Source organism: Pseudomonas nitroreducens, assembly GCF_010994165.1.
Lineage (GTDB): Bacteria > Pseudomonadota > Gammaproteobacteria > Pseudomonadales > Pseudomonadaceae > Pseudomonas > Pseudomonas nitroreducens.
The window spans coordinates 1015901-1029288 of sequence record NZ_WMBX01000002.1 but is presented as its reverse complement, the minus strand read 5'-3'; the positions used below and the strand labels follow the sequence as shown (position 1 = coordinate 1029288).

Here is a 13388-nt window from a genome sequence, read left to right as displayed (position 1 = left end):
TGCGGTCCTGCGGGGCAGCAAGGCTTGTGCCAGCGCTGCGCCCCGCGGATTCCGGGGGGGTCGCCGCTGGGCAGGTGTTGCTGCGGCAGCAGTGCTGTTGATCGACTGTTGCTGTGCCAGCACTTGGTGCTGCGAAAAAGGCATTAGGTTATGCCTTCCGGCGATTTGTCCTCGGAGGCGCGACCGATCAGGATAGGCATTCGTGATCGAAGCCTCTGAATACCAAGGAACACAGCACGCGATGAACGACGCCAATCGACTGAACGAGAATGGCCCGGTGAACTGGCAACTGGCGCAGATCGTCGAGGACCTGCGCGGAGCCCGTAACGAGTGGCGATCCCGCACTGGGCGACATCCGGAACAGGGCGGTCGTGAACTGCCTTCGCGGCACTCCATCGAGGAAGTGGTCGAACGCCTGGCGAGCGCATTGTTTCCCATGCGCCTCGGCCCGAACGACCTGCGCGAGGAAAGCGAAGACTTCTTTGTCGGCCATACGCTGGACGCGGCCCTCAATGCACTGTTGGTGCAGGCCCGCCTGGAACTGCGCTACAGCGCGCGGCAGCGCGGTGACGTAGTAGATGGTCGGATCGACGAGCATGCCGTGCTGCTGGTACGCGACTTCGCCCGTGCGCTCCCGGAAATGCGCAAATTGCTGGATGCCGACGTGCTCGCCGCCTATCAGGGCGACCCTGCCGCGCGCAGCGTCGACGAGGTTCTGCTGTGCTACCCGGGCGTCGTCGCGATTATCCACCACCGCCTTGCGCATCACCTGTACAACGCCGGCTTGCCATTGCTGGCACGGATCATCTCGGAGCTGGCTCACTCGGCCACCGGCATCGACATCCATCCCGGCGCGCAGATCGGCAGCAGTTTCTTCATCGACCATGGCACCGGCGTGGTCATCGGAGAAACCGCGATCATCGGCAAACAGGTGCGCATCTACCAGGCGGTAACCCTGGGTGCGAAGCGCTTCACCGCTGACGAAAGCGGCCAGTTGCACAAGGGCGAACCACGCCACCCGATCGTCGAAGACGAAGTGGTCATCTACGCCGGCGCCACCATCCTGGGGCGCGTCACCATCGGCAAGGGCTCGACCATCGGCGGCAACGTCTGGCTGACTCGCAGCGTGCCGCCAGGCAGCCAGGTGAGCCAAGCCAGCCTGCAGCACGACGAGAGTCGCTGCGGCAAGGATTGATGCGATGGAAACGGGGCGGGGGAGTTGACAGCTCCCTCGCTCCTTCAGCAGTATCCGTCAGACATTTAGCGCAACGGCATTTCCATGCTTCCCACTCACGATCATTCGCTTTCCGCTTCGGGCTTCCTTGCCCAGGCTGGCGCGTGCGTCGTCGTCGTTGCGAAGAAATCGAAGAAACAGTCGCTCATTTGACCGGGGCGCTGTCCCGTCAGATGGGCTGACAGGACACAAGGCGCAAGGTCGAACCTCCCTCCCGCTTGATTTCCACACCCTCCCTGACGGCGACCCGACGGTCAGCCAACAGGAGTTTTTTGCATGTCGAGTTTTCGTGGAATCTGGGTGGCACTGGCCACGCCTTTTCGTGGCGGCGCCGTCGATTTTCCGGCCCTGCAGCGTCTGGTAGCGAAGCTGCTGGAGGAGGGCGTCAGCGGTTTCGTCGTCTGCGGCACCACCGGCGAGGCGGCCGCCTTGAGCCACTCGGAGCAGCTGGAAATCCTCGATGCGGTACTGCAATGGGTGCCGTCGCGGCAGGTGATCATGGGGTTGGCAGGCAACAATCAGCCTGAGCTCCTGGCCTGCCTGGAGGACATCCAGCGCCGCCCGGTGGCTGCTGTACTGGTGCCGGCGCCGTACTACATTCGTCCGTCGCAGGCCGGCCTGGAATCCTTCTTCCACACCATCGCCGACGCAGCCAGCGTGCCCGTTGTGCTCTACGACATTCCGTACCGCACCGGTGTGCGCATCGAGCGCGAAACGCTGCGCCGCATCGTCCGCCATCCCAACATTGCCGCGATCAAGGACTGCGGCGGTGACCCGGAAACTACCATGGCGCTGATCGCCGACGGACACGTCGACGTGCTCACAGGCGAGGACCTGCAGATATTCTCCAACCTGTGCCTGGGCGGTGCCGGCGCGATCTCGGCGTCGGCCCATGTGGGTGCCGAGCTCTACATGCAGATGTTCCGGCAGATGGAGGAAGGAAATGTCATCGCTGCCCGAGCCATTTTCTACCGCTTGCTGCCCTGGATGCAGGCCGCTTTCGCTGAGCCCAATCCGTCAGCCGTCAAGGGCGCGCTGGCACTGCAAGGATTGATTGCCAACGAGGTGCGCGAGCCGATGCAGGCGTGCACGCCGGCGACGCTGGGAAGGCTGCGCGGGGTTTTGGCGGCGCTGGCTGGATAGGCTCTGCAAAAGGACAGGTAACGCGTTACCAGAATGAGCAGGGATATTTGGTAACGCGTTACTGGCGACTGGCAAGACGAAGTCGGCTGCAGTGGAATGGGTGGCGCCTGACTCGTGCGGCATGATCCTGAGGCGGCTTTAATACTCGCATCAGACCTTTCGCTGCCTGAGCGTCTGCTCGAATGATTTGCAAACCCTGAACGGATACCTGTGCATTGAAATCAGATGCGGCTTGGCAAGAGGCAGCATGAGCATCGACATCAGTGATACGCGAAGCGCAGGAACAAGAGAATCGAGTCGCATCGGCGTGAACCGACGTGGATTGAGCCGGAATCGAAAGAAAGGCAGCAGAACTGTCCAGGCGGGGGATTTTGCGGATTGAAATTCGTGACACTCGAGCCCGGTAGCGCCATAGGTAACTTCGCATAATGTATATTATGTTAAACCAGGTGCTATGTCATAGATGTTCATGAGAAGCCTAAGCCTCTGATTCGACTGATCCCACTCCGGCGTCCACTCTTACAAACGGGCTATGCTCATTTGTTCATGGAGGGTTCGGCCTATGAGGCTGATTCAGTGCCATCTGTCTACAGGCCAGCGAATGCCTCTGCTTGTGCAGGATGGTGTCGCTGCACCGTTACCAGTGCTCGTTCCGTTTCTCTATGTCCAACTCAAACTCAAGTACCGTGCCTATAACACCGCTGCAGCGCACCTGCGTGCTATTCAGGCGTTCTATATCTATGCGGAGAGCCGCAGCCTCAATGTCGATGAGGCCATCCTGGCGTGCCGCTTTGAGTCGATCCTGGCCGTGCTGGACGGATACGTCGTTTGGCTTTTGAGCGGCCGGCGAGCTGACAATATTTCCGCCAGAATTGGTGCTGCGGATTCGTCCCTATTCCCCCAAATCGATCTGCGAACCCGCGACCAGTACCTGCGTTTGCTGAAGCGCTACCTGGCCTGGGCTGCAACCCGCTACCTACCGCGTACCTCAGCCAGTACTGGAACTCATCATTTAATCAACGCAGCCTTCGTTGACGTCGCGGAAGCAATCGAGCGTCGATTCGAAAGCCACATCGTTCAGGTCCGCCCTCAACAGGCTCGCTACCGCAGTCTGACGGAGGCGCAGCTCGAGATCATCCATGCCCTGATCTGCCCAGGTGGTGCGGATAATCCTTTCCCTGAGCGAGTCCAGCTGCGCAATTGGCTGATGATCGAACTGCTGCTCGAAACGGGTATGCGTCGTGGTGAGCTCCTGAAGCTCTACACCACCGATATCAACCACGGCTCCCAGCACGCCTATGTCAGCATCAATGACCGCGAGCATGATCCAAATGACCCGCGAGCCGAAGAGCCAGCCCTGAAAACACAGAGCCGCACCGTAGGTATCTCTTCACAGTTGTATGAGGTCTACGAACGATATATCCAGAGCGGCCGGCGCCCCATCCGTAACGGCAAACCGATGAAGCTGCCGTCCCGCTACCTATTCATTTCCGACCGGGGCCGCCCGCTGTCAATCCGCGCCTTAGCCAACGTACTTGATCGGCTGTTTCTGACCATTGAACTGGCCTACCCCGGAGTACTGCCTACACTATCGGCACACGACTTTCGCCATACCTTCGCGGATCGATTCCTGGCCTACCTAATTGAGGCGCGCGGTTACGAACTGGAACGAGCGATGGATGAGCTCCGGCGGGTCTGCGGTTGGTCCGACACCTCGGTGATGCCACGTCGCTATGCAAGCCGTTATCTCGCGGAGTCGGCCAATTTGCACAACGCTCAGCGGACTTCAGCAGCATGGACAAGGCTTGACGGCTAAGGAGGTGCCTGTGACTGCGCCCGCAAACCAGGACCAAGTGTCCCCGCCCTCTCCTTCGATTCCGTACGTATTTCAAGGGCCTCCCAAGATAGCCATTCGGACTCGTACCGACGATCAGCCGCGATATGTGGATACACGATCAAGTATTTGGACTTGGCATGACGGCGGCAAAGCAATGTCAGTCAACTGGTCCGAGCTTAATCTGAATCCGGAGTTTCTGGAAATTGCCAAATCCTTTCTAGCTCATGCGCTGGAGAAATATGCTCCAGTTACAGCATTTAAAATTACCGGCGTTCTTCATCGCCTAGCAGAGAGCCCTATTGCATTAAAATTTCCGTGGGCACGACAAGAGGTGGTGGAGACTCTGTACTCATGGAGGCAATATAGAGAAAGCCTGATATTCTTTCGAACGCTCTATCGCTGGGCGATAAATAGAGGGATTTCCGGATTTAGCAGAGAAACATATCTAGCAATAAAAGAAATTAAGAGCAGCCACGTAGACCCTTATGCGCGAATATTTCTCTCTCAATCCGGCCTAGAACTGGATGAGGAAGTGCGCTTACTCAAAAGAATTGAGCGAAAAGCTTTAGCGTCAGGATGGGAGGATTTTCAGCTCAACATAATTCTTCATCTGGGCTTTGAATTGGCGCCACGTAATATTCAGTTTCACTCACTGAATATTGCCGATTTTGAGGTCGTCGAAACCTCTAGCCACGATAAGTACTACACCCTCTGGCTACCGATGGCCAAAAAAATCGGCCAACGTCGTCCAGAGCGACGCCCTCGTAAGATCACCAGCCCGCTGGGGGCAAAGATTGAAAGTCAAATCGCCGAACTTAGGCGTCGCTTTGGCAGCACCTGTGAAGCGTTGTTTGTCAGCTCTACAGGTAAGCGCCTATCGGCAATGGATATCGGCAAAAGCCTCAAATGTGAGTTGCGTGAAGCAGACATAGAACGGCCGAATCAAGTGTCTATGTTGCTGCGCCATCACCTAGGTCAAGGCTTGGCGGATCAGGGAACACCAGCAGAGTTGATCGCCGAGCTGCTCGGCCACAACAGCACGGTCGCGGCGCGCGCCTATGTCACGGCGACTCCTAATATTGCCCGCATCAAGGAGAAGGCGCTCGGCAAAAGCCCTGCCTATCAACGAATCATGCGGAGTCTCTTGACTGGTGAGATCGTACATCGCCGCGATACTTCGGCCGAAAGGGAGGTTCGCGGTGTTGTCGATATGCAGTATATCGGCGACATAGGTGCCTGTGCCCTCCCAGCTCACACGCACTGCCCCTACAATCCAGTCTATGCCTGTTACACCTGCAAAAAATTTCATCCTTTCGCGGACGGCCGCCATGAACAGGTGAAAGAAGCTTTGCAACGAGAAGCGCAACGCTTCATCGATATGGCGGAGCAAGCTGGCGAACTCCGCCACAATCGTCCCCTGGCGCAACACCAGGCCACCATTCTGGCTGTAACGGCCACCATTGAGCGCTGCAAAGGGCATATGGGGGTATCTGAAGATGACTCCGTCTAGAGCGCAGCAGAACCTGGACGCATTCGTAAGCCAGGAGCGAGTCATTTTTCAGGACTTGTCTATTGAAACACCGTGGGAGTCAACTCAATGGTCAGTAGAAAGTTGGCTTCCCCAACGAAATAATGCACAAACGATTACTTTTGAAACACACCGGCAGTCGCTCGAGAAGACCGGATATTCCGCTCCACCCAAGGCCCCTCTCCCCCCAGCCTTTCAGGACTTCTGCAAGGCCATCATTGTGCACCTGCAGCGCACCCGGGGATTAAAGTTCTCGATGGTCGCGGCCTACAACATCGCCACTAGGCGACTGTACAACTCGCTATACGAGCGCGGGGAAGCAGCCCCTATCCGATTGACACGCTCTGACTTTGATCGCGTAGTAGGCTTTCTTCGCGCGAGCAGTTACAAGAATTTGTACGATGCGATTTCGCACCTCAAGGTGATTGCTGACACAATTGACAAGTTGCAAATAACTGAGATCGCCATTCATTTTGAGCATGATGTTCGCCCCGAGAAAGCTCGCCATGATTACATTTCCTTGCATGATCCTGATCGCGCAGTAAAGCAACGTAAGTCTGACGAGAAGTTACCCTCTCGCGAAGCCATGGAAGCTTATGCGCAATGCACAAACCAGCCCTTAAGCTCAGGCGAGGAAATTTTGCTCCGAGTGATAGATTTGTTGATTGCGACCGGCCAGCGGGGTAACGAGGTTGCGGTCATTCCCTCGCTGCCCACCAAGAGTTTCTGGCGTTCAACAGCTACCAAGAACGCATCGACTTTCTACATGCGGGCATTAGAAAGGGCCAAATCCAGGGCTCGTTCACCGATAGCTACCACGCGCTGTTACAAGACAAAGGTACGACCACGGCTGAGGCCTTTCTAACCGTGCACGCCACAGCCCTGCATGTCACACCCTTTGGCGGCTGCGTCCATGATTTCTCCCAGGCGCCCTGCCCTAAACATCTGCAATGTTGGAACGATTGTTCGCACCTGCATCTGATGGGCACGCCATCCGAAAGGAAGAACTTGCAGGAGCAAGCCGAGCGGCTAGCTTCTGCCATCCTTATCATGCGCGAAGGTGGCGATGGCGAGGCCGGCAGTGACGTGTGGCTGGCGGATCAAGAGCACAAACTCAACAATCTGCAGACTGCCCTTTCACGGCATAGTGCTGGTGTTCAGCAGGTATTTCCTGCGGGGCGGCCGATGACGATTTCTGATGCCAACAGGCGCCACAGCTCAGTTTCAGATGAGTAGAGACAGCATAGTGCAACGACAGTCCTTGAGAGGCGCCGCCTTAGATGAGGCGATTGATGCCCTCCTCGTCCAAATGATCAGCCTTGGCTTGGAGCGTGCCCCCATTTCACGCACGGAGGTGCAACGGCGGCTGGGGCTGACGAGTAGAGCGACCTTGGTAGGTGAGCGTGGCAGGCGAATAGAGTCCGCCCGCCTCGTACAACTGAGGGAGAGCGGAAAATACCCTGATAGCGAGCGCGGTCGTAGAAGCTTCGAAGAGAGAGTTGCCCATTTGCAGGCAGAGAATGCTGACTTGATCAAGCAGCGAGATCGACTTTACGAGGCCCTGACGGTGATTTCGCAAAACTGCCTAATAAGAGGGCTGGATGTAGAGGAGATTTTTGCTCCACTACGCAAGCGTTAGCAATTTACTGCGCAGTCGGCTTTGGGGCGGAAGCTGCTGTCTAGAGATAGCTAGCTTTTAGTGCACTTGGAAGGCGTAGCGGGATCCGCTCCATGTGCTTCATGCTCGATGTCGAATGGCACAAGTCGACCATCGGGATACTGCCACATCCACCCCCCGTCCACCTCGATGGCGTGTGGCAGGCCTAGCTCGTCAGCTCGCTTAGCTGATTCGGCGGTTGCCTTGGCCATGATCTCTGCCACTTTATCGAGGCCTATCTCTTCAAATAGCGACTTACCCATAGCGAAACCTCTGTGTACGGGCGCTCTGACTGGCTCCACTCATTCGCACCTACTGCTGAATTGTGCCCTGATTGAAATAAATCGGCGTTCGCCCCAATCCCTACGTGCCAAGTTTAGGTCTTACGCCCCAACCGCAGATGACCTCTTACAAAACGACCCGCTCAGTCACGCAACTGGCCTGACTGAGCGGGTGGCTAAGCTCCAAAACTACGCTTTGAAGAGTGCCTGAACCTTCAACTGAGCGCTCGCAAGATCTGAGCGTAGTAGGTACTCGTTGAGCCCGATTACCGCGTGAACGCCTGCCGTGCCGGCGCTGGGTTGCTGGCGCTCAAGGCTATCGATCAGTCCCGGGTAGCAGCCCACCGCCACCGTTTTACCCTGTTGCTCAACCAGCAAAGGCGCAGATTGAGTGGGGCCAACCCTACAGGCATATCCCGCTAACTCAAGGCTGGCTCGAAGCTGAGCAAGTTTTACCAGCTGGCCGGTGGCCGATGAACAGGCTGGAACCTCTCCTCGTACCGCGTAACGCAAGAGCATTGCACCCAAATGCCGATCAAGGCGGTGCTGAAGATGTTGGTTATGGAAGTGGTTGAGGCATTCTGTGCATGAGATCTCGCATGTGCAGTTTTCCAAGAGCTCAAGCGTCGCTTCTAGTACCTCATCCATGTGCCGCGCTACGATCTCTGCGTACCCTGCCCCCCCTGACAACGTGTCATACAAAAATATATCCAGGATACGGGCGTCATCCTGCAACGCAGGCTCAATCCTAAAGCCAGAGCCGAACTCGGCAGGGTCCAGATCTAGTTGCCGATGCCGGCTGGCCGCCAGTCGGAGCGCCTCTGCAAGTGAATGCAAAGCATCTTCGAGAATATGCAGTACTACCCCGTTTACCGTATCGGTCACGATCGGTTCTGCGATTTTGATTCGTAACAGCAGAAGATCCGTGTTGAAGTGATGGCCCAGCAACACACGTGCGAACTGGCCAGAGCACTTCGGCGGTGTTCCTTTTGGACCGAGTTGCCTGTAGGGGCGGTCATGTGCTCCCGCCTTCGCTTCTTGATCAAAGACCGAGGCATGGCCGCATTCCATGCAGACTGAAAACCCCCCTTCCCCTGTACCTTCCTTGCCTCGGTTGACGGTGACAAGCGTACGGTCGACAGCATGGGTGAAGCTTGCATACGGACCGCAGGCCGAAAAGCTGAAAATCTCCGGATCGACGGGTTGCGGCAATTGGGCCATCGTCGCGTAGGTGATTTCCTGCTCGCGGTCATTTTCCGGCAAATCGGCAGCGCCCTCCGGCCCGAATACCTGTGGCACGATCATTTGTTCAGTCACCAACTGTTGGCCGCAGACGGGACAGATCATCTGATCTTTAGCAGAACGATTAGGGTCACGCACGAAAGAACAGGCTTTGCAGTGGGTGTGCGGCTTTTTGTTCTCGAAGAGAGGGCCTGCACGATTTACGACACCCGCTGGTAGATCTGCAAAGACACCGCCTGAGCGATAGGTCTTCTTGTCAATGACGATCAGGCGCCCCGGAGCGTACTCGCTCAGGGCTTTGATGATGGACTGCTGCGGGCGTTGCAACGTACGCACCTCCCATCGATCCCGAGCGTTTTTGCTGAACTTTTCCACGAGAAAGCTGCAAAGACTGGTCGGAAACGCGTAGCTGGGGAGCAAGCCGTGGAAGAACAAGAATTCCAGTAGTTCCGCCTGTTCGATACTTGATGGGGGATTGTCGCCATCCTGTATCTCTTGGTCAGCGAGAACTTCATGCGTCGTAGTCGCTTCGACGGTTGCGCCAAGCTTTTTGAGTTCGACCAGCAAGCCCTTACTGGTGTCAGCCAGCCATTCCATCAATGAAAGCCCGCGAGTATCCAACCCCGGCGGCAGCCAGGCGACAATGGACTCGCGCAGATCGCCGTCACTGGCCAGCACCCGACGAGCTACCCAAGCTTCGAAGCTGTTCAAGGTGGGCCCGGTTTGCTCGGTGCTGCAGAAGAAATCCTCAGTCGGCCCCAGCGCTTTGAGCAGTGACGAGTTTTTCTCAGTCAACGCACCGGTGCATTGCGCCATGATTTCATGGAAAAAAGTCTGGATCAGGTACGCGTGAATATGCCGGCGGGCGATTTTCGCATTATCGATCTTGACCTCCGGTGTACGAGGCGGACCGGCCACGATACGTGCCGGGTTCAAGAAGTAGTGGCTGTCATGCGGACCATTCTGTGAGTAGGTGACTACAGTTGAAACCGACGAACCGCGCCGCCCTGCCCGACCGGCGCGCTGCTGGTAGTTTTCCCGCTGCGGAGGGACGTTCCGCAGCGCTACGGCGACCAGCGAACCGATGTCGACGCCTACCTCCATGGTCGTAGTGCAACTGAGGACATCGATCGGGCGATCTCGATCTTCAATCAGCACGTCTTGGAACCGCATCTCATAGAGTTCTGTGGTCGCGTGCACCCGGCTACGGTCACGGTTCGACAATTGTGCGGTATGTTCTTCGACGCTCATGTTGGACAGCTCTGCGCCTGGCGTTAGGGCCCTAGCCACTGGAAGCCGCCAGAAGTTTTTACGCGCTGTGACATAGTCGCTGTTCTTCGGATCAAGGGGCGAGGCTGCGTCGCTGCCACACGCCATACAAACCTTGCCGGCTAAGGCGAAGGGCGTCAGCGCAGTACAGTCAGCGCATTGCGCCCAGCAGTGGGCCAAGTCGACGACCACCGCTAAGGAGTCAGGCACCAGGAACCAGAAACCTTCGAACTCTTCCGCCAATTGATCTCGGAAGATCGATTCAACACGCTGTAAAGCCTCATTTGACCAACCGAAATGGTTTAACAGACTCTCCTTTAAAGCTTTTCCAAACTGACCGGTGCTACCCCACGCCGAGTTGGCATAACCGGCTGCCTTCCAGCGATAGACCGGCTCAATGGATTTGTCGAAGGCGTACTCCTGTAACATCGAGTCAATCCACCCTACCGCCAATTCACGGAGGTTTGCATCGCTGATCGCTAGCCCAGCCGTCGACAAGTGCTGGCTGAGTTTTCGTAATTTTTGGGGGGTTGGCTCGACGAAGCCGACCATTGTCCCTGTCAGTGAGTAATAGTTGCCACAAAGAAGTTTGAGGAGGGCAATCTGGTAGCGCGCCGGGATTTCCTGTGGCGTAAAACTTGCCTCTATGGCTTCGATCAGGTCGGAATCATAATTGTCATCAAGTAATTTGCGTGCATTCTCGACTCGTCTCGAATCACCGCCGTCGAACATTGGCAGGTCGTGGTCATTCAAGACGCAAAGGAAGGCTAGATAGAGTAAGGCCGTGGGCTTGGCGGGCTTTTGTAGCCCCCTGAGCTTGTGACAAGCCAATGCAACAGCCTGTCGAAACACGTCGAGTTCAATATCACGTGGAATATCACGTGCTAGCCGAGCGGCCTTTTGCCGACCGTCTGAGAAAATCAGCACCTTGCGACCGGCGTTCGGGTGCCGTCTATCTTTGGCTCGACTGGCGGGTTGTTTTGCCATTTGCGTCCGAACGAGCGCAGTGAACGGCGCCTCACCCTTGGTAAGGTGATCCATGATTTTTGATGGAGCGTCTTTGGCGTTTTTTATCTTACGGGTACAAACCGGGCAGTGGTCAAAAGTCAGATTGCCGGCGTCCGCCGCCTTGTCCGGTACACGGACCCTGCGGAACCCGGTTTCGTCGCTAGGCTGTTCATCCGAGAGCTTGCCACTGGCCATATGTAGCCATTTCTCGATATGTCGACTGCGAGGATGGATGGCGTCCTCCACGCACAACTCGATCGGCATCAACGTAGAAACCGCACCATCGGTTAACGGGCCACTGGGCTGGTGCCAAACGAAGTCCTGGTCCTCGTTTACAAAGCCACGTAAAAAAGCAGCTCCGCAGTCACGATGTGTGAGCAGTTCATACACGCGGCCATTGGCCTCGCAGCCACACTGGGTTGACGGTTTCGTGTGCAAACGGCCTAGGATGGTGGGCCCGTCATGATGAGCTAGGCGCTTGGAGCAAGCAGGGTTCACGCAAGCGAACAGGCCTGGCAATCCGCGGTGAAAGAGGTGCAGACGCGTGGGCAGCAGTACCCGGCCATCCGTGCTCCGTTGTGCGTAGCTACCCAGTGCCAAAAGCGCATCGGTGGCTTTTTCCGCATCGACCGATGGGTGATCGCCAAACAGCCGATCACTCAGATCGTCTAGTCGAACCGCACGCCCCGATACCGCGGTAATCAAGTTCTCCAGCGGTTCAAATCCCGTGAGATGCTCGAACAACCAGTTGCGAAACGCGGCATGATCTCCGCGCGGCGGTTGGCTCCAGCCGAGCTGATGGGCGAGGTGCGCCGCCGCTTCAGTAGCCGCGTCGAGGTCCTCGGCTGAGCGTTGAAAATCGGCCAGATTGAAATCTGCCAGCGCCTCAAGCTGTGCTACTGGCGCTGCCTGCGCTACGCAACGTTGCTCCGGTGTCCCCTGAATCACCCTGACGCGTCGTGGCGATGTATCGGCCAAGCCCGTCAGATCCCGCGCAAAACGCTCTCCATCTACCGCGGCGGTGTCTGCGGGCCCCAGGCTCGCACTGGTCATAATGCATCGCATGCGCTCTCGTGGAATGTCGAGTCGCGCGCAGAGGCGCCGGATCAACAAAGCCACCTCTGCTCCACCGGCCCCCCTGTACATATGTGCCTCGTCCAGAACGAGGATAAACTCGTTGCGCGGATCCGCTTTGAGCCAAGTCTTCGTCTGATCGAATACATCGCGCTCGATAGGTCGCATGAGCATGTATTCGAGCATGGAGTAGTTGGTGATCAATAGCTCTGGGCAGCGCGCCTGCATTTCATGGCGCGTCATCATCTCGCGATCAGTGGGCTGGGTCTGAAGCCGGCCAGCCCAATGCTTTTTGGTGAAGTTGTCGCCCTTCTTCTTCCCTGATGAATAAGTCTTGGTCTCAATGGCCGAGGCGCCATAAAAACCCTCCAGATCCTTGCTCGGCCAACGTCCGATCCTGATCAACTCATCTTTCACAGCAGGCTTCACGGCCACTTTGTTATAGAACTCTTCAAACAGCGGCTCTATAAAACGCTCGTCGCGTTCTTTGGAACGTTCTCCCGGATACGGGGTGCGTCCGGTATAGCTACCGAAACGGATCGGCTGGGAACGGCTTTGCGTCAAGATCGACGACGCCCCAGTATTTCCTATGAGGCGCCGGATCCGCGCCAATTGATCATTGACCAAGGCGTTCATGGGGTATAGCAATAGGGCCCGACAACCCGGCAACTGCGCTGACTCGGGCCGCTCCTGCCCCTCGATCGCCAATTGACCAATAATTGGCATAAGGAAACTTTCGGTTTTGCCGGAGCCGGTACCCGTTGCAACGACAAGATCCGCTGCCTCGGCACCTAAAAATGCAGTGAGCGCCTGCGATTGGTGCTCGTAGGGACGAGGGTAAAGGCCGAGTCCCATGTGCGACAACTGAGTGAGCGTATCGGAGGCAATCTTCGGAATGGCGAGATGTTCGAACGGATCGCCTACTTTGTAGACCGCCGTCGCTTCTACATAAGGCGTCTGAACAATAGTTTCAGGGCGCAGCAGCAGAGCATGACGTTCTCTGACAAGCCCTTCATCACGAATATGGTATTGCGCTTCGATGTATTGCCGAAGGCTCTCGGCCAAACTTTTCGCTGTCTCGTGAACACCCGACGCTTCATTCATCGAAATCCCTC

7 protein-coding genes are annotated in these 13388 nt (G+C 56.8%); 6 read left to right on the top strand and 1 reads right to left on the bottom strand.

Annotated elements, in window-relative coordinates:
* Positions 1 to 241: 241 nt before the first annotated feature.
* From epsC to GJV37_RS29515, 6 genes are all read left to right on the top strand, one after another.
* The gene (gene epsC, locus GJV37_RS12490) at positions 242 to 1195 is read left to right on the top strand and encodes a serine O-acetyltransferase EpsC (RefSeq protein WP_089285771.1); all 954 of its coding nucleotides are present in this window, start codon (positions 242 to 244) and stop codon (positions 1193 to 1195) included.
* 315 nt (positions 1196 to 1510) lie between these two features.
* Positions 1511 to 2377 (top strand): 4-hydroxy-tetrahydrodipicolinate synthase, encoded by an 867-nt coding sequence (gene dapA, locus GJV37_RS12485; RefSeq protein WP_084357884.1) that lies wholly within the window; start codon positions 1511 to 1513, stop codon positions 2375 to 2377.
* A gap of 562 nt (positions 2378 to 2939) precedes the next feature.
* Positions 2940 to 4193, top strand: a complete 1254-nt coding sequence (locus tag GJV37_RS12480; RefSeq protein ID WP_193452592.1) for a tyrosine-type recombinase/integrase — start codon at positions 2940 to 2942, stop codon at positions 4191 to 4193.
* A gap of 175 nt (positions 4194 to 4368) precedes the next feature.
* Entirely contained in the window at positions 4369 to 5724 is a 1356-nt protein-coding gene (locus GJV37_RS12475) for a tyrosine-type recombinase/integrase (protein WP_246228311.1), read from the top strand.
* On the top strand, positions 5711 to 6607 hold the full coding sequence (locus tag GJV37_RS12470; RefSeq protein WP_246228309.1) for a hypothetical protein: 897 nt from the start codon (positions 5711 to 5713) through the stop codon (positions 6605 to 6607). Before GJV37_RS12475 ends, GJV37_RS12470 begins: the two co-directional genes overlap by 14 nt.
* 2 nt (positions 6608 to 6609) lie before the next feature.
* The gene (locus GJV37_RS29515; protein ID WP_246228307.1) at positions 6610 to 6978 is read left to right on the top strand and encodes a hypothetical protein; all 369 of its coding nucleotides are present in this window, start codon (positions 6610 to 6612) and stop codon (positions 6976 to 6978) included.
* An 891-nt stretch (positions 6979 to 7869) separates the two neighbouring features.
* Here the strand turns inward: GJV37_RS29515 and GJV37_RS12465 are convergent.
* On the bottom strand, positions 7870 to 13377 hold the full coding sequence (locus GJV37_RS12465; protein WP_246228306.1) for a DEAD/DEAH box helicase: 5508 nt from the start codon (positions 13375 to 13377) through the stop codon (positions 7870 to 7872).
* Between the last annotated feature and the right edge of the window lie 11 nt (positions 13378 to 13388).

Coding starts and splice junctions, on each gene's coding strand:
- GJV37_RS12480 (WP_193452592.1), top strand. CDS start 2,940: ATGAGGCTGATTCAGTGCCATCTGTCTACAGGCCAGCGAATGCCTCTG.
- GJV37_RS12465 (WP_246228306.1), bottom strand. CDS start 13,377: ATGAATGAAGCGTCGGGTGTTCACGAGACAGCGAAAAGTTTGGCCGAG.
- GJV37_RS12475 (WP_246228311.1), top strand. CDS start 4,369: ATGTCAGTCAACTGGTCCGAGCTTAATCTGAATCCGGAGTTTCTGGAA.
- dapA (WP_084357884.1), top strand. CDS start 1,511: ATGTCGAGTTTTCGTGGAATCTGGGTGGCACTGGCCACGCCTTTTCGT.
- epsC (WP_089285771.1), top strand. CDS start 242: ATGAACGACGCCAATCGACTGAACGAGAATGGCCCGGTGAACTGGCAA.
- GJV37_RS12470 (WP_246228309.1), top strand. CDS start 5,711: ATGACTCCGTCTAGAGCGCAGCAGAACCTGGACGCATTCGTAAGCCAG.